Annotated in this window: 16 protein-coding genes and 1 pseudogene; 12 read left to right on the top strand and 5 right to left on the bottom strand. The window is 40.0% G+C overall.

What is annotated here, in order from left to right:
* Positions 1–64 precede the first annotated feature (64 nt).
* The 3 genes and pseudogenes from SE27_RS02480 to SE27_RS02470 form a co-directional block, all read right to left on the bottom strand.
* Positions 65–343, bottom strand: coding sequence for a helix-turn-helix domain-containing protein (locus SE27_RS02480; protein WP_039620566.1), 279 nt, complete (start codon positions 341–343; stop codon positions 65–67).
* Entirely contained in the window at positions 336–1,628 is a 1,293-nt protein-coding gene (locus SE27_RS02475; RefSeq protein WP_039620564.1) for a type II toxin-antitoxin system HipA family toxin, read from the bottom strand. The genes SE27_RS02480 and SE27_RS02475 overlap by 8 nt, the downstream gene beginning before the upstream one ends.
* A gap of 189 nt (positions 1,629–1,817) precedes the next feature.
* Positions 1,818–2,138: pseudogene (locus tag SE27_RS02470) on the bottom strand (IS5/IS1182 family transposase); the annotation flags it as partial.
* Positions 2,139–2,252: 114 nt separating this feature from the next.
* On the opposite strand from SE27_RS02470, the gene SE27_RS02465 reads away from it, so the two are divergent.
* Both SE27_RS02465 and SE27_RS02460 read left to right on the top strand, forming a co-directional pair.
* Entirely contained in the window at positions 2,253–2,555 is a 303-nt protein-coding gene (locus SE27_RS02465; RefSeq protein ID WP_039620562.1) for a helix-turn-helix transcriptional regulator, read from the top strand.
* Between the two features lie 4 nt (positions 2,556–2,559).
* On the top strand, positions 2,560–3,825 hold the full coding sequence (locus SE27_RS02460) for a type II toxin-antitoxin system HipA family toxin (RefSeq protein ID WP_039620560.1): 1,266 nt from the start codon (positions 2,560–2,562) through the stop codon (positions 3,823–3,825).
* 642 nt (positions 3,826–4,467) lie between these two features.
* On the opposite strand, the gene SE27_RS02455 is transcribed toward SE27_RS02460, so the two are convergent.
* Positions 4,468–4,704 (bottom strand): DUF2171 domain-containing protein, encoded by a 237-nt coding sequence (locus SE27_RS02455; protein WP_039620558.1) that lies wholly within the window; start codon positions 4,702–4,704, stop codon positions 4,468–4,470.
* Between the two features lie 934 nt (positions 4,705–5,638).
* On the opposite strand from SE27_RS02455, the gene SE27_RS02450 reads away from it, so the two are divergent.
* The 4 genes from SE27_RS02450 to SE27_RS02435 all read left to right on the top strand — a co-directional run bounded on the left by SE27_RS02450 (position 5,639) and on the right by SE27_RS02435 (position 10,233).
* Positions 5,639–5,848, top strand: a complete 210-nt coding sequence (locus SE27_RS02450) for a cold-shock protein (RefSeq protein ID WP_039620556.1) — start codon at positions 5,639–5,641, stop codon at positions 5,846–5,848.
* Between the two features lie 804 nt (positions 5,849–6,652).
* Positions 6,653–8,068 carry an anthranilate 1,2-dioxygenase large subunit gene (gene antA / locus SE27_RS02445; RefSeq protein ID WP_039620554.1) on the top strand — a complete coding sequence of 472 codons (1,416 nt, stop codon included), beginning with the start codon at positions 6,653–6,655 and terminating at the stop codon, positions 8,066–8,068.
* Positions 8,069–8,070: 2 nt separating this feature from the next.
* The gene (antB, locus tag SE27_RS02440) at positions 8,071–8,562 is read left to right on the top strand and encodes an anthranilate 1,2-dioxygenase small subunit (RefSeq protein WP_039620552.1); all 492 of its coding nucleotides are present in this window, start codon (positions 8,071–8,073) and stop codon (positions 8,560–8,562) included.
* Positions 8,563–8,889: 327 nt separating this feature from the next.
* On the top strand, positions 8,890–10,233 hold the full coding sequence (locus SE27_RS02435) for an MFS transporter (protein WP_039620551.1): 1,344 nt from the start codon (positions 8,890–8,892) through the stop codon (positions 10,231–10,233).
* 356 nt (positions 10,234–10,589) lie between these two features.
* Here the strand turns inward: SE27_RS02435 and SE27_RS02430 are convergent, their stop codons facing one another.
* On the bottom strand, positions 10,590–11,576 hold the full coding sequence (locus SE27_RS02430) for an AraC family transcriptional regulator (RefSeq protein ID WP_039620548.1): 987 nt from the start codon (positions 11,574–11,576) through the stop codon (positions 10,590–10,592).
* A gap of 536 nt (positions 11,577–12,112) precedes the next feature.
* Here SE27_RS02430 and ribBA point away from each other — a divergent pair.
* From ribBA to glmU, 6 genes are read left to right on the top strand one after another with little or no spacing between them, the layout of a single operon-like run.
* Positions 12,113–13,234, top strand: a complete 1,122-nt coding sequence (gene ribBA, locus SE27_RS02425; protein ID WP_039620546.1) for a bifunctional 3,4-dihydroxy-2-butanone-4-phosphate synthase/GTP cyclohydrolase II — start codon at positions 12,113–12,115, stop codon at positions 13,232–13,234.
* An 11-nt stretch (positions 13,235–13,245) separates the two neighbouring features.
* A complete protein-coding gene (ribH, locus tag SE27_RS02420) occupies positions 13,246–13,716 on the top strand; it encodes a 6,7-dimethyl-8-ribityllumazine synthase (RefSeq protein WP_039620544.1) in 471 nt (156 codons plus the stop codon).
* A 3-nt stretch (positions 13,717–13,719) separates the two neighbouring features.
* The gene (nusB, locus tag SE27_RS02415; protein ID WP_039620542.1) at positions 13,720–14,169 is read left to right on the top strand and encodes a transcription antitermination factor NusB; all 450 of its coding nucleotides are present in this window, start codon (positions 13,720–13,722) and stop codon (positions 14,167–14,169) included.
* A gap of 21 nt (positions 14,170–14,190) precedes the next feature.
* The gene (gene thiL, locus SE27_RS02410; protein ID WP_039620540.1) at positions 14,191–15,111 is read left to right on the top strand and encodes a thiamine-phosphate kinase; all 921 of its coding nucleotides are present in this window, start codon (positions 14,191–14,193) and stop codon (positions 15,109–15,111) included.
* Positions 15,086–15,610 (top strand): phosphatidylglycerophosphatase A family protein, encoded by a 525-nt coding sequence (locus tag SE27_RS02405; RefSeq protein ID WP_039620538.1) that lies wholly within the window; start codon positions 15,086–15,088, stop codon positions 15,608–15,610. Before thiL ends, SE27_RS02405 begins: the two co-directional genes overlap by 26 nt.
* 22 nt (positions 15,611–15,632) lie before the next feature.
* Positions 15,633–16,997 carry a bifunctional UDP-N-acetylglucosamine diphosphorylase/glucosamine-1-phosphate N-acetyltransferase GlmU gene (gene glmU, locus SE27_RS02400; RefSeq protein WP_039620536.1) on the top strand — a complete coding sequence of 455 codons (1,365 nt, stop codon included), beginning with the start codon at positions 15,633–15,635 and terminating at the stop codon, positions 16,995–16,997.
* Positions 16,998–17,005 lie beyond the last annotated feature (8 nt).

Raw genomic sequence — 17,005 nt, 5'->3', positions numbered from 1 at the left:
AAGACAATCAAATCAGAGAAGTTAAACAGATCATTGAGGTCGAAAATATTCTGATAGAACGTAATCATTTCTTCACGACAGTTAATTTTAAACCAAATGGGGTTAAAAGTTTTAGCATTGTTTCTAAGGTTGGATTTGCATCTGATCGCTCGAGCTTCTGTAAAGTTTGAAGCGAAATTTTAGTGATCTTGGACATTTCATGTAATGTCAGATGCAGCTCTGTTCTAATGAATTTTGCAATAATATGTATTGGCCAGTCTGGATTAAGCTGAATCTGTTCTAAGACATATTGTCTTTTTCTAATTTGCTCTATTTGAGACAGTGGAATAAAACGTTTATCCATAACAAATTTCCTGTAATTGTGCGCAAATACCTTCAATGCGATATGTACAATTTTCTAGAATTTCATCATCTATCCCGATAGATTCCATCTGGGTTAAAAGCCCTTGATACAAAGGTAATTGTTCAGAAAATAAAGCTTTTATTTGTTCTATGGTTAAAGAACTGCATTCTACAATCTGATGAATAATTGAAGCCCAGTTGTTATCATCTTTTTCCCATCGAGTAGATCGCGCGATTCCATCAGGATGTAACCACATAGGGGCAAAATCAAATAAAGGCGTTAATCGAATATCACCATTGTTAAACCTCTGAAATGCTGTATTACGGGTATGATTATCTTTATTTCCTAAAGCGATATTCGCTAAATCTCTTTTTACATATTCAAGAATTTCTGTTTCTGGGTCCGTACAGCAATTCATGATAATTTTGCAGACTTCGTTATGAGACATTTTTACTCCGAAGCCCGCTTTTCCACTAAAAGAAGCTAAACTTTCTTGGGCTATTCTTTCAACACGCTTATCAACCACTTGCCGATCAAAACGTGGAATAAATAAAGTTCTTCCATGTAACTCGAGAGGTCTAAATACTCGCAATCCTAAATATGCTGCTATTTGCATATATAAGGGTTCTTGATTCAAAATTTTGTTTAGACGTTGATGCGTTCCTCGGCTAAATTTAACCAACCAGTGCTGTTTAGCCATTTCATCAGGTAACGTATGATCAAGATAAAATAACTCATCATGACCTTGTGTGAGTAATAGTTTTGGCCATTCACCTTGAACACCCGATGATCCAGAGATAAAGAGTCCAAAAGATGATAATGTCTCAAGAAACTCTTCACTACGTTCGATAATTTCCTGTATTGAAAATCCTTGTACTAACTGATCTGAGTATTGAGTTAAAAGCCATTCATGAGCTTCTTTTATTCTTAAGTTACCAATAGGGTTGCTCGCTCCTACTTTAAGCAATGGCCAATCTGCTGACTCTTCTTCATACTCAGGGCGGCCAAGTTTTTTTAATAGTTCTTTTCGACCATATCCTTGAGGTAATAGATCAACTAGAAACGCTAGCCACGTAGGCTCAATATTGCTTTCTAAATTAATCGGATAATGATTTGAAACAGCATAACCATCTCGTAACCCCATATATTCAATTGCGTAATCCATTGAATAATATGTTCCACAGCTAGCTTTCCAACCTTTAGCTTTTTCACCTATTAATTCAATAGTGGCACAATCGATCCATTGATTAGTCAAAAATATTTGGACAGAGCAAAAATCATTCATAATTCTATTTAAATAGTAAAGTATAGTCAGTTTTAACTATTATATAACTATTATAGTAGTAAAGTATTATTTTTATCCAAGTGAGTTTTCAAAATTTATTTTTATTTAATGCAGATACATGCATCTAAAAACTGAAAGGCTTTGTTGCATAAAGCATTTAAAAGTAAAACTTCCCCAAATTGCTCAAATTTAAGTGACAACTTGGGTATGAGGTCGACCTAATTCTGTAAATTTATTGAGAACTGCCACACGTGCATGAATCTCATTCACCTGACTAGCAAAATTCCTTGCAGTCAATTTATCGCCTAATAATTTGATGAAATGCATCTTGGTTTCTACCAAACTTCGACGATGATACCCAGACCACTTTTTCCAAATTACTCTGCCTAGGCGCTTGACCGTTTTTAATAATTCATTTCTTTCTAAAGATCTTGCTTGTCTATCTTTCCAAGGCTTTGCATTCTTTCTTGGTGGAATCACTGTATGTGCTTGACGATCTGAAATCACCTGTCCTAATAAGGTCTAATCAGCCAATAAAGTACCTCTTTACCAATCAACCAGCACAATTCATAAATCTATTATTTTGTGTTTTAATAGCTATATGCAAGCATAAGGGACAATATTATGGATTTAAAATTCAGGAAGCCTGAAGAAGTTGTTGCTTTATTATGTGAGAGGCTTCGTAAAGAACGACTTTATCTGGAAATGACTCAGGCAGATGTCGCTGCACGCGCTGGTATTGGTGTGAATACAGTATCCAATCTTGAAGCTGGTCGAAATATTTCATTTGAGAATTTAGTACGCGTTGCTATGGTACTGGGCCGATTAAAAGAATTAGAGGAACTCTTCAAACCTCATTTAAACAGTGTAGATGATATTCTCCGCTATGAGAGCAATACAGCTCGCCAACGTATAAAGAGTAAATAAACCCATGCTCAAAAAACTTCATGTCTACTACAATGGATGGGGTGAATATTGGCTTTGGGGCACGCTGATTTCCTCAACCGCAATTACAGGTCGACCATTGATTGCCTTCGAATACAGTGCAGAAGCGATCAGTAAAGGTTTAGAGCTTTCCTCTTACTTACTTGCGTTAAAAGGTGATCCATTAAGAAAGAACTTTCCTGCACATCAAATGGGATTACCCGGTCCTATATATGATGCCTTACCCGATGGTTGGGGTATGCTCCTTATGGATCGCTTGTTTAAAAAAAATGGACTTAATCCAGCACGAATTGGGCCATTAGAGCGGCTCACGTATATTAGTACACATGCAATGGGGGCATTATGCTTTGAACCTTCAGCATCTGAGTTTTCATTAACTGAAAATATTCCACTAATTAAACTCGCCGAAGAAGTCCAAGAAGTTCTGAAAGGAGAAGGTGCAGAATTTTTACAGCATTTATTAATTATGGGCGGATCTCCACAAGGTGCAAGGCCAAAAGCACTCGTCTATCGTGATCCTGTCACCAACCAATTCTCAACAGTTAACTCACATCAATATGAAGCATGGCTGATCAAATTTCCCGCTCAGCAAGAGCATCCGGAAGTTTGTGCAATTGAAGCTGTTTATGCAGAATGTTTGCGTCACTGTGGTATTGACACCCCTGATACCCAATATTTTACTCTTCCGAATGGATTAACCGCATTTGCATCAAAAAGATTTGACCGCCAAGATGGTATGCGTATCCCTATGCAAAGTTTAGCTGCCTTTACTGGGGCTGATTTTAAATCACCGGGGAGTTTAGACTACAGTAACTTTCTTCGTGCTACACACCTCTGCACCAATGATGTTCGCGAAAAAGCAATTGCATTCAAGCGAGCTGTTTTTAATGTTGTTTTCAATAATAGAGATGATCATTGCAAAAACTTTTCATTTTTAATGTCCCAAAATGGACAATGGAAACTCGCCCCTGCTTATGATGTTACTTTCTGTGAAGGACCAGGTGGATATCATCAAATGGATATTATGGGTGAAGCACTAGATATTCCTCGACAAGCTATTGTAAAACTTGGTACTCAAGAAGCCGATCTTTCTGTTCAAGAAGTCGATGAAATTATTAGCTCAATTTGCGGAGTTGCAATTCGATTCAGTAGGATCGCTCATAATCTATTACCTGAGCAGATTAGATCAGAAACTCTCCAAATGATCCAAGGCCGGATTGAAAATAATATTTGTCTCTTAACTAAAAAATAAAGATCAATCACTCATCAATTTTTTTGACTATTACTGCTTATCAAATTCAGGATTTCACCATTAGATATTTTTTACCAAACAGTAAAAAATAAAAATAATAAAAAACAGAAGCATGTTTTATGCTGGTCATTATTGTTGAATTTATATAAACACTAAAGTGACCAACTTATTTATACCCCACCCTACATAAATTCACATCACAAAACACAATTCCCCTATATACATGTTTTATAATGATTTAATTTAGCATAATAATAAGTGATTTAACGTATTTTATGTCGGTGACTTTTGCCAAGGTTGGGGTCGAGAGTTCGAGTCTCTTTTCCCGCTCCAAATTTTAAAAGGCCCTTATCGTTAGATAGGGGCCTTTTTCTTATTGTTTTTTAAAAGCATTTTATTTATTTCAGCTCAGCTATCTGATCTATTGTGATGGTTTCTGAGTAGACTTTTTTAGATCTTGCCATGTAGATTAAGATTTTAGTCTAATCGCAACAACAGCTATTGATTGCTCATACAAGCAACTATTTAATGTACCTAGCACTAAAAAAGCCAGTCTTGTGGACTGGCTTTACATCTATAAATTTCATACCCAGAATAAAAGAGCTGTGTCAGTAATTTAAAAACTATTCAGTTCTCGACCACTTATACAGTCTTCCATTGTACTTTAACTTCTTCTGAATTTTTATTCAAAATCACATTACCATCTTTGACTTCACTCACCCAACTTAGTGGAATGATGTGATGCTCATTATTTTCATCATCACTTCTGGTCAATTTAATCGAGTCTTGACCTTCTAAATGATCAACCTTGCCCACTTGTGTACCGCATGAAGCGATTACTGAAGCATGTTCTTTGATATCCTCATTGAAATTATTCATTGTAATTGCCTATGTAGAGAAGTTGAGCTATCAGTGTACGCAATAGCCATCTAAAGCGTGTAAGAGTTATCAGGTTTTAAGTTGCTCTAAGTTAAAAATGTAATGATTCGCAATTAGAGAAGTTAAATATCAATTACTCAACCTTATTTCAAGTAACACTCAATATAAAAAACTTAGCAATTATATAATGATATTGTATTTTTTTATAAAAAATTGTGTCACAATCCGCACTATTGGCTCTTTAGTGTGATTTAGTTTTGGACTTATATTTTATTGCTATCATTTTTTTAGTTATTTTGGCTGTTGGCCTATTATATTTAATATTAAAAGATTGGAAGCGTAATCCTTTTCGAAAACCTTAACCTTAAAAAATTCAACATTTATCTCTACATTAATATTTTCTAGAAGCAGTGCTATATACAGATCGCATTTTCAGCAATAAAAAAAATAAGCCATCTGATCAGCTGCATATAATATTGGCTTTAATTAAGCATTCTCACCCATCGACGAGCACTCATCTCATCGATGTTTCTTGATTTTATGTATAAAAAAGAATGATTTTAATTAATTAAACTTGCTACTTACGCTTAATTTTAATTATTTTTTGAATTTGTTTCGCCTATAATGACGCATTCTTAATCGATTTAGTGCTAAAAATTGCTTTATATTCATTTATTTAATCAAAAAAAGTGATGTAAATCATAAAATTTCACCAATAAGATAAATAATCAATATAAGGGCTTGAATAATTATTTTATTCAGCTATAATTGGCTCAACTAGAAAAAAAGTCTTGTTTCGGTAAATCTTCTTTAAGTATCGCAGTTTTAGTCATAATCCTTCGTTTTATCAGATTTCCAGTTTCATTCTTTATTATTTTCAAAGTTACTGTCAGTCGATAACGCGGCTAAAAATTATCAATATAGGATTTATACTATGTCAAACACTGTTAAAGGTACTGTTAAGTGGTTCAACGAAACTAAAGGTTTTGGTTTTATTCAACAAGAAAACGGTCCTGACGTTTTTGCTCATTTCAGCGAAATCGCTAGTTCTGGCTTCAAAACCTTAATCGAAGGTCAACAAGTTGAATTCAGCGTTACTCAAGGTCAAAAAGGCCCGAACGCAGTAAATATCGTTGCTATCTAATCGATAACACGTTATTTTAAAAAAAAGCACTGTATAGTGCTTTTTTTGTATCTAAAATTTAATTTATTTCTATAAATAAACATTATAAATCAATAGTTAATCTTCTTTAGTGCTGAGTTTAATCTAACTCTGAACATATCTCGTTAAAAGCTCACCATCCAATATTGATAGACTTGCTTAGTCTATTTTTCACGATCCAGTAATACATCTGCATCAATAATTAACAGATCTCCCTGCCTACCGCATACAGTCAATTGAATTGAAGATATGGATCAAAGCATATTGAAACCTAAGCAGCCGTCAGCAAGTAAAAACGCTCTATGCTTTTCATTTCATCGAGCGAAAATAATCTCTCTAACGCTTTTTAAATCCAGACCTTAGCTTTAACTACAATCAGCCTTTCATATAAATCCACGAACTTGCGTACAAATAAAACCACATTGAATGATGGTCAATCATGAACTGAGCATGTTCTCACACCAATTAAAAATTGGATATTCATCGGCATCTTTGTAATGCTGTTCTAACAGAATACGTGCCCTATATTTTCCATAGCAAAAATATCGCCCCCTATGTAAATAGGCTATATTGAAAATCACACGACTTCATTTTGCCACCTTGTAAAATCCTATTTCAAAGCAGACCCTTTTTAATGATGAATCAACGCGATCTGATCAGCGCCCATACGCCCCATATTTTCATGCATTAAAAAAATTGGATAAAGATACGGAAAAAACGGATAGAGCCAAAGTGCTTTTTAAGCTTCAATCAGTTTAAAGCTCTCATTGATTAAAGGATTATGCAATGGCCTCACGTAATGTAAGCGAATGGCAAGATTTTGTTCAGAACAGTCTCGATTTTCGCCCAGAAGATGGCGTATTTCGTATCTCTCGTGACATGTTTACCGAAACTGAATTATTTGATTTAGAGATGGAACTGATTTATGAAAAGGTCTGGATTTATGCCTGTCATGAAAGTGAAATTGCCAATTTAAACGATTTTGTGACCGTACAAATTGGCCGTCAGCCGATGATTATCAGCCGTGATGCTCAAGGTGAATTGCATGCCATGGCCAATGCTTGCGCACACCGCGGTGCAACACTCACCCGCGTGGCACAAGGCAATCAATCTACATTTACCTGTCCGTTTCATGCGTGGAGCTATAAATCCGATGGTCGTTTGGTGAAGGTCAAAGCCGCCAAAGAATATTGTGAGCAGTTCGATAAAACCAAGCGTGGGCTAAAACAAGGTCGCATTGCCAGTTATCGTGGTTTTGTCTTTGTCAGCTTAGATACTCAAGCCACTGATAGCTTAGAAGAATTTCTAGGTGACGCCAAAGTCTTTTTAGATTTAATGGTTGAGCAGTCGCCCACGGGTGAACTGGAAGTACTGGAAGGGAAATCGACCTATAGCTTTGCTGGAAACTGGAAACTACAAAATGAAAATGGCCTAGATGGCTATCATGTCAGCACCGTACACTATAACTATGTTTCCACCGTACAGCATCGCCAACAGGTTAATCTGGCCAAAGGTGCAGATTTAGATACCTTGGATTACAGTAAGTTAGGTGCAGGCGACAGCAATACCGATGATGGTTGGTTTAGCTTTAAAAATGGTCACAGTGTGTTGTTTAGTGACATGCCCAACCCTGCGGTACGTCCCGGTTATGCCACAGTCTACCCTTATCTCTTAGAAAAATATGGCGCAACCAGAGCGGCATGGGCAATGCATCGCCTAAGAAATTTGAATCTTTATCCAAGCTTATTCTTCATGGATCAAATTAGCTCACAACTGCGTATTATCCGTCCAGTGGCATGGAATAAAACCGAAGTGATCAGTCAATGCATTGGGGTTAAAGGTGAATCGAGTGAAGCCAGACGCAATCGTATTCGTCAATTTGAAGATTTCTTTAATGTTTCCGGTTTAGGCACACCGGATGATTTGGTTGAATTTCGTGAACAACAAAAAGGCTTTCAGGCACGTATTGAACACTGGAGTGATATTTCCCGTGGTCATCAAAACTGGTGCTATGGCGCTACTCAAAACACTCAAGATTTAGGTATTACTCCAGTGATTACCGGACAAGAATTTACCCATGAAGGGTTATATGTCAATCAACATGGTCATTGGCAACATTTATTACAAAAGGGTCTGAACAATAAAGCCTTAAAAATGCAGGATATTACTGCTGAACCTATTCCTGCTACAGAGGAGCTTTAATCATGTCTGCTGAATTACATTTTAACGTCAGTCAATTTTTGATCAAAAAAGCTGAACTCTGTGATGCCTATGATTGGGATGCCTATTTGGAATTGTATGATGAAGACAGTGAATATCATATTCCGCAATGGATTGATGATCATCGCTACGTGCAAGACCCCAATCAAGGCATGTCTTATATCTACTATGCAGACCGCTCCGGTTTAGAGGATCGCATTTTTCGAATTCGTACCGGTAAAGCCGCCTCTGCCAATCCCTTACCGCGCACCTTGCACAACTTAAATAATATTCGTGTCAAAGTGCTTGAAAATGATCTGATTGAGGCAAAAGTGGGCTGGCATACGCTGTATAACCGCCAAGGTTTAGAGGGCAGTTTTTACGGTCATGCCACCTATCTGCTGCGTAAAACAGAGGACAGTTTCCGTATCCGTCGGCAGCATATTGTTTTACTGAATGATAAAATTGATTCGGTTTTAGACTTCTATCACGTCTAAAAGCACGTGAGCACGTTATCTTAGTTAGGTGCTCTTTGAAGTACAGCGTAATCGGCATCGCCATGTATATAAATTCATGGCTTTCATCAGGGAAAATGTTTATAACCGTATAGGAATGCTTTTAACTTATTGTTGTATAAATCATTTATCAATATACAGATGCGGCACACAGGGATTAGCCCCATCTGCTGCATTCAATCACACGCCGCGACCGCTATAGAAAATTTATTGCTCTATGGCTGCTGCACACAAGACAAATGAACGCATTAATAGCTGTTGTCTTGATCAATCACAATAAAAATTCGAATGCGCTTACAAGGATGAACAATGAAAAAAATTGATGCAAATACGATTATCGACCGCGATAAACTCTCGCCATTACAGTGGCTGGTGTTTATCTTCGGCTTCTTGGTATTTTTCTGTGATGGTTTAGACACCGGTATTATTGGCTTTATCGCGCCCGCGTTATTGGATGATTGGGGCATTACCAAGCCGCAATTGGCGCCCGTTCTTAGTGCGGCACTGGTGGGTATGTCCATTGGTGCTCTGCTGTCAGGTCCCTTATCTGATAAATTTGGGCGCAAAGCGATTATTACCAGCACCACCTTATTGTTTGCCAGCTTTACCATTTTATGTGGTTTTGCCAGCACCACCCAAGAATTAATGATCTATCGTTTTATTACTGGTTTAGGTTTGGGCGCAGCGATGCCAAACATCAGCACCATTGTCTCTGAATATATGCCCGCCAAACGCAAAGCCTTTTTAACGGGTTTAGCCGGCTGCGGTTTTATGCTGGGCATTTCCTGTGGTGGTGTACTGTCCGCCTACTTATTAGAAAATTTAGGCTGGGCCAAAGTTATTATTATTGGTGGTGCTATTCCGCTGGTTTTGGTGGTGGCACTGCTGTTAAAACTGCCTGAGTCACCGCAGTACTTAATTAAAAATGCTCAACAAGACAAAGCAAAACATATTTTAGAGCGCTTACAAGGTTGCGCATTCGTTGAACCCGTGCAATTGGTGCTGCCACAAGCAGAAAGTAATCTCAGTGAAAGTCCAGCCAAAATGGTCTTGGGCAAGTATCTGTGGGGTTCAAGCATGTTATGGCTGTGCTGTTTTACCAGTTTATTGGTGTTTTATCTTTTAACCAGTTGGATGCCAACCATTCTAAAAACTGCAGGTTTTAGCACGCAACAGTTTAGTTTAATTGCTGCGATCTTCCCATTTGGCGGTGTCATTGGCGCCATTGTAATGGGGTGGTATATGGACAAAGTAAACCCAACCAAAGTGATTAAATTTTCCTATTTATTCGCGGTCATCTTGTTTTTGGTGGCTGGGTTTGTCAGTACCAATATTGTCTTGTTGGGCATTACCATTTTCTTAATTGGTGCATTGTTGGTGGGCGCACAATCGTCACTTCTACCATTGGCCGCACTGTTTTATCCGTCGGTATGCCGCGCAGTGGGTGTGTCATGGATGCACGGTATTGGACGGATTGGAGCGATTTTAGGGGCCTTCTTCGGTTCACTTATTTTCACCTTTAACTTAAGTTTATCTGGCATTTTCTTTATTTTGGCCATTCCGACCTTTATTTCCTTTATCGCTTTAACTCTTAAAGTGATGCATGAAAAATCATCCCATAAAGCCATTTTAGAGACAAAAAAAGCGGCTTAATTATGAACAAATAGAGTCTAAAAAGCGGATTGTGACATAAGCACAATCCGCTTTTTTTATCGCGTAATTTTCATCTTTTTCACTGTACTGTGTTGCGTCTACTTACATCACGCTAAGATATGGATTTTAAGTATAATTACCTCAATTCAGACTGCTGTTTAGCCAACGAATTACTCTATACCCGATCAGTTAGATGATAAAAAAGCGCCGAATTAAAGGCGTTTAGTATCTTCTTCAACGTCATAAAATGCAGCTCAATATCAGCGCATGCACCATATTGTTAAAGGGTGAGTTGGGCATAAAGCATCATTAACCAAGTCAGCCAATAGCGATTTTAGCGGTTGAATCACTATAAATTATAAAAACTTACTTTTGGTTTCGCTCGGTGTCTCGCCAAACGCTTCGCGGTACTCTTGAGAAAAACGGCTGAGATGAGTAAAACCCCAATCATAGGCCAATCTGGAGATTGAATAGCGCTGATTTAACCGGCGATTGCTTAAAATTTTATAAATTTGTTGTAGACGATAATTACGTAAAAATAGCATCGGTGTGGTGGCATAATACTGTTGAAATTCAGCATATAATTTACTTTTAGAAACACCTGAGCAGCGCAATAAATCTTCAGCAGAAAGCATTTCATGGGCATGTTCAATCATAAACTGGCGCAGCTTCATAATATAAGCCGGTATTTCTTGCTGCGAGCGCTGTTTTAGCAGCGCTGAAAAATTATTTTCTTGTGACAACAATAAAGATTTAATCACAAAATTTTCATAGTCTTCCGAAAGCATTTGCAGCCCATAAAAACCGGAATATTGTGATTTTAATTGCATGAATTGTTCAATATTTTTCCACCATGCAGCAATCAATGCGCTGGAATCGACATGCATTTGCGGATCAAAAATGATCGGCTGATCCACTGGCTGATCCAATAAGTCACTTAACACCATCTGCATGCTTTTTTCAGGAATCACCACCTGAATTTTCTGACATTCTGGATGAATAATTAAATCTTGCGAACTGGCATTGGATACAATTAAACCTTGACGGTCGTTAGAGTGAAAACTGGCGCCGCTCATACTGAGCTGCTGTCGGCCATGTAAAGGCAAACTAATGCTATAAGCGCGTAAGTTGGCAATATTAATGGTGACCTGCGCACCATAGCGGATCGTGCCGATGGCCATCTGTCGATGCGGCAAGCGCATGCCATCGTAATGAAAATCAAGGGTATCTCGGCAGCGCGTATCTAAACGATGTTCACCGCAAATGACTGACATTAAATTTTGCGCAAAATCAGCCTTATGCGAATAATGATGCAAATCACGCTCTGGGCTGAGTGCGGTCATATCCTTTTCACCTAGCTAAATATTTATTATTCATTGCTGCTTTAAGCCATCTCATCCAATCACAGCGCAGTACTCAATTCACAGCGGCCTTGCTATCAGAACATCCTGACAAGCAGACGCGATTACTATCTTTAATATAAAAGTCATGCAATGTAAAATACTGAATAAGTATATTTACATACCTGATCTCTAGAGCGCATGTATTGGGCTTAAATGAAAGCCAAATCTACGCTATTTGCAGGCGTTATACCGCACACCTTTAGTCTATTTATCGCAAGCTTAACATCTAGATCTGGCGCCATTGATATTGGCGATTCAAAGTGATAATCGCAGATCGCCAATGAATACAGCCAACTGCCTAAAAATACCGCACAATCACCAAATTTTAAAATAAACAGCTCTTTTCAAGCCTACAACGACTGTGTATAACAAAGGACAGTTTAGGCAAATCAATAAGCATAGGCAAAAGACGTCAAAACGCGTTAGACTATGCGGTAAGCAAAATGTCATTTGAGACAAAAAGAAGGTGAAGATTGATGCCGCTCAATACTGTTGAAGAGCTCGTAGCAGATATCCGTGCAGGAAAAATGGTCATCCTGATGGATGATGAAGATCGAGAAAATGAAGGTGATTTAGTCATTGCGGCCACACATGTGCGCGCAGAAGACATCAACTTTATGATTACCCATGCACGGGGTTTAGTTTGCTTAACGTTAAGCCGCGACCGTTGTCAGCAGCTCAACTTACCTTTAATGGTCGATGCCAATGGTGCACAGCATGGAACGAATTTTACGTTATCCATCGAAGCCACTGAAGGTATTACCACCGGTATTTCAGCTGCAGAACGTGCGCATACTATTCAAACCGCAGTCGCAGCGCATGCTAAACCTGCGGATATTGTCCAACCAGGGCATGTTTTCCCACTGATGGCACAACCGGGCGGCGTATTGCACCGCGCAGGTCACACCGAAGCGGGCTGTGATTTAGCACGTTTGGCAGGTTTAGAACCAGCATCGGTGATTTGTGAAATTATTAATGATGATGGCACCATGGCGCGCCGTCCTGATTTAGAAGTTTTTGCTGAAAAACATGGCTTAAAAATTGGTACCATTGCTGATTTAATTCATTACCGCATGACCAATGAACAAACGGTTGAGCGTATTGATCAGCAACATATCAATACCGAATATGGCGATTTCCAGCTGTTTCGTTATCGTGAATTAGGTAATCCTGATATTCATTTGGCACTGGTCAAAGGTGAGCCAAAAGAAGGCATCACCACCGTACGTGTACATGGTTTTAGTCCAGTACGTGACTTGTTAAAACTGAACAAGCCTGACGGTGAAAGCGCGTGGAACTTAGACCGTGCGTTAAAAGAAATTGCCAGCAGTGATCGTGGAGTTTTGGTCTGGATTGGTCAGCGTCATTTACAAGATTTAGGGCCTGCTTTAGAAAGCTTAAAAGCCCCGAAACCAAGTAAATCGAATGCGGCATTGTCACAGCAATATCAAACCATTGGTGTTGGTGCACAAATTTTACGTGATTTAGGCGTGGAAAAAATGAAGCTGCTGAGCTCTCCATTACGTTTCAATGCACTATCTGGCTTTAACTTAGAAGTGGTGGAATATATCACCGCACAGCAAACAACACAGAAATAATCGAGGTTGCTATGGCTATTCGCCGAATTGAAGGTTTATTACATCTCGCAAGCGAAGGTCGTTACGCGATTTTAGTGGGTCGTTTTAATAGTTTTGTGGTTGAACATCTATTAGAAGGCGCCATTGATACATTGAAACGTCATGGTGTATCAGAGGATAATATCACTGTCATTCACGCACCCGGCGCGTGGGAACTTCCGGTTGTGGCTAAAAAACTGGCAGCTTCCGATCGTTTTGATGCCATTATTGCATTGGGCGCAGTCATTCGTGGCAGCACGCCACATTTTGACTTTGTGGCCGGTGAATGCGTTAAAGGTTTAGGCGTGGTCAGTTTAGACAGCGGCTTACCAGTGATTAACGGCGTACTCACGACGGACAGTATTGAACAGGCGATTGAACGCTCGGGTACAAAAGCAGGCAATAAAGGTGGCGAAGCTGCCCTTACTGCAATTGAAATGGTTAACTTGTTAAAGGCTATTTAACACATGTCGCAAACACTCCAAGCAACTTATGCAGCAAAACGTAAAGCACGTCGCTTTGCTGTACAAGGAATTTATGAATGGCAGATGAGCCACAACCCTGTCCATGAGATTGAAGCACGTACACGTGTGGAAAATGCCATGCACAAAGTGGATCTGGCTTATTATCATGAATTGTTGACTCAAGTGGTTGCCAATCATGAAGCATTGGATGCACTGCTGATTCCGGTCTTAGACCGCGAACTCAATGCCTTAGATGGCGTTGAATTGGCGACACTTCGTCTGGGCGCATATGAACTGAAAGATCATCTTGAAGTTCCTTATCGCGTGGTTTTAGATGAATCGATTGAGCTGGCTAAACACTTTGGCGGCGCAGACAGTCATAAATACATCAATGGTGTGTTAGACCGTTTAGCCAACAGCCTGCGTGCAGCAGAAAAGCAGCAAGCCGAATAATTTTTTCAGTAGATCTGTGGTATGGCTGAATTTTCTATTATCGACACCTATTTTAATCGGCCGCAACATCATGCGGTCGATTTAGGTGTCGGTGATGATTCGGCCGTGCTCACTCCTCCGGCCAACCAACAATTGGTCATCTGTACCGACACCTTAGTGGCCGGTCGACACTTTCCTTTAGATACCGATCCTCATGCCATTGGCTGGAAATCGGTTGCGGTCAATTTATCTGATATTGCCGCGATGGGCGCTAAACCGCACAGTATTTTATTGGCCTTAAGCTTAGCCGATATCGAGCATGACTGGCTAAAAGGCTTTAGTCAGGGTTTATATGCATGCTGCGATCAATTTGGCGTCAGCCTGATTGGTGGCGATACCACACAAAGTCCACATCTGACCATCTCCGTCACGGCACTGGGCTGGATTGAATCCGGTCAAGCTATTACGCGCGCAGGTGCACAAGTCGGTGATTATGTTTGTGTCAGTGGTCAAATGGGCGATGCCGCTTTTGGATTGGCACATTTAGATCATGTGCTGAGAAAACGGCTGGATTATCCGACCCCGCGTTGTCAATTGGGTCAACAACTCAAAGGCTTAGCCTCGAGTATGATTGATGTATCGGATGGTTTGGCACAAGACTTGGGGCATATTTTAAAGGCCTCGGGAGTCGGCGCGCAAATTCAGCTCGACGCCTTGCCTATCAGTGCAGCACTCTTGCAGTTACCTGAACAAAAACAATGGCAATACGCCTTAGCCGGTGGGGACGACTATGAGTTATGCTTTACCATTAGCGCGCAAAATTATCAAAAATTGATACAACAAAAACTAGATATCAACATTACCAAGATTGGACAAATCACCCAACACACTGACTTAACTTTTGTGCAGAATGGCCTAGATCATTTGCTGCACTTTTCTGGATACCAACACTTTGCCGAATAAACCCGCGATTAATTTTAAAGCCATGTCTGGATACGAGCGTTTCATTGTATTTTGTGGCGTGGGCTTTGGCTCTGGATTACTGCCTAAAGCACCCGGAACCTTTGGTTCAGCCTTTGCCTTATTGTTTATTCCAGCGTGGTTGGCCTTGGGTTTTATGAACTCACTTTGGGTCATGCTACTAATGTCTGTCGTGGGTATTTATATTTGCGGGTATAGTGCCAAGGTCATGAACGTCCATGATGATGGCCGCATTGTCTGGGATGAGTTTGCCGGACAATCGATTACTTTTTTACCGCTCTTATATTTAGGTAAAATGAGCCTGTTGTGGGCTTTGGTTGGTTTTGCTTTATTTCGTTTGTTTGATGTATGGAAACCTTGGCCTATTCGCCTGATCGATCGTCAGGTCGGTGGTGGATTTGGCATTATGTTTGACGATATTATCGCGGGCATTTGGGCAGCGCTATGCATCTGCATTTATTTATATTTTGTAATGGCTTAAGCTACAACTTGTAGGATTAGACATGTCTACCAGCGTTATTATTCTTGCTGCCGGTAAAGGCACGCGCATGCGTTCAACTTTACCCAAAGTATTACAACCTCTTGCCGGACGTCCTTTATTAGAGCACGTCATTCATACCGCCAAAAAAATTAATGCCGCACATATTATTACAATTTACGGTCACGGCGGCGCAGCAGTCCAACAAGCATTCAGTCAAGAAAATGTACAGTGGGTTGAACAAGCTGAACAACTGGGTACTGGTCATGCGGTAAAAGTGACTTTACCGGTATTGCCGCATGACGGTGTCTCACTGATTTTATCCGGTGATGTGCCCTGTGTACAACCCAGCACACTACAGCGTTTACTCGATGCAGCGAGCGCAACGGGAATTGGTATTGTGACCTTAACCGTGGAAGATGCCACCGGTTATGGCCGAATTGTGCGTCAAAATGGTCAGATTCAGGCCATCGTTGAACATAAAGATGCCACAGACGAACAGCGTCAGATTCAAGAATTTAATACTGGTATTTACTGTGTTAGCAATGCCAAATTGCATGAATGGCTGCCAAAACTGAGTAATGACAATGCCCAAGGCGAATATTATCTGACTGATATTATTGCCATGGCAATTCGCGACGGTATGACGGTCGCTTCGGTTGAGCCGGAATTGGCCTTTGAAGTGGAAGGGGTAAATGATCGCGTGCAACTGGCCGCGTTAGAACGTGAATTTCAAACGCATCAAGCCAAACAACTGATGCAACAAGGCGTGCATTTAATCGATCCGGCACGCTTTGATTTACGCGGCACGTTAAGCGTTGGCCAAGATGTGAAAATTGATATTAATGTGATTATCGAAGGTGATTGCAGCTTCGGTGATCATGTTGAAATTGGTGCAGGATGTATCATCAAAAACAGCGTGATTGCTGCCGGCACCAAAGTACAGCCCTACAGTATTTTTGATCAAGCTGTGGTCGGTCATAATGTCCAGATTGGTCCCTTTGCGCGTTTGCGTCCCGGTGCACAATTGGCCAATGAGGTGCATATTGGCAATTTTGTTGAAGTGAAAAACTCCAGTTTGGGCATTGGCGCTAAAGCCAACCACTTCACCTATTTGGGTGATGCCGAAATTGGTGCAGGTTCAAACATTGGTGCCGGTACCATTACCTGTAACTATGATGGCGCCAATAAATCTAAAACCATTATTGGCGAGCGCGCTTTTATTGGCTCGAATAGTTCATTGGTTGCGCCCGTGCATATTGGTCATGGTGCCACCATTGGTGCAGGATCGGTCATTACTCATGATGTAGCAGAAAATAGCTTGGCTTTTGAGCGTAGCAAACAAATCGCCAAAGAAAACTATCAACGCCCCCAAAAAATCAATAAATAAGAGGATAT

The organism is Acinetobacter harbinensis (assembly GCF_000816495.1).
Taxonomy (GTDB): domain Bacteria; phylum Pseudomonadota; class Gammaproteobacteria; order Pseudomonadales; family Moraxellaceae; genus Acinetobacter; species Acinetobacter harbinensis.
Note: the sequence above shows the minus strand (reverse complement) of the source record. Positions and strands in the feature narration are given on the sequence as shown.